This window comes from Pseudomonas rossensis (assembly GCF_039888995.1).
Classification (GTDB): Bacteria; Pseudomonadota; Gammaproteobacteria; order Pseudomonadales; family Pseudomonadaceae; genus Aquipseudomonas; species Aquipseudomonas rossensis.
On sequence record NZ_JBBWCB010000323.1, the window covers coordinates 1 to 577 of the forward strand.

General features: G+C 56.8%; 1 pseudogene. It reads right to left on the reverse strand.

Annotated elements, in window-relative coordinates:
- A pseudogene (locus tag WLY71_RS30695) lies at positions 1 to 250 on the reverse strand (histidine kinase); the annotation flags it as partial.
- Positions 251 to 577: the final 327 nt, after the last annotated feature.

Below are 577 nucleotides of genomic sequence, written 5' to 3' on the forward strand. Positions count from 1 at the left end.
TTTCTTCACTGCTCAGACTGCCGCTTTCGTCGCTGTCCAGGTCGGCGAAATTCTTGCTCAGGCTGACCAGCAGACCGTCGTCGGTTTTCTGCGACAGGGCGCTCTTGAGTTCATCCTGATCCACCGCGCCGTCGCTGTTGCTGTCCAGTTTGGCGAGCAGATCTTTCTGAAATTGCTGGCTGCGGGCGGTGCTGGTGGTGGTGCTGTTGATGCTGGTATAGCTCGTGTAACTGCTGACGCTACCGATCATTGCGCTCACTCCTTGGTATGGATAACCGGTGGGTGCACCGGCTTATGCAGCCTCAAGGGGCAAGTTGTCGTGGGTATGTGAAGTTTGTACCGAACGGTACACAGAGCACGACAGATCCGTGTAGCAGCTGGCGAAGCCTGCGTTCGGCTGCGAAGCAGTCGTGAGACCATCCATCGCGGTGTTTCAGGACGATTGATGTGGCAGGATCTACGACTGCTTCGCAGCCGAACGCAGGCTTCGCCAGCTGCTATGTATGGACTCGCCCCCACTGTCTACCCGCTTTTGAAAAACCGCCGCCCCGTTGCATCTATGTATCAGGCCTATTCG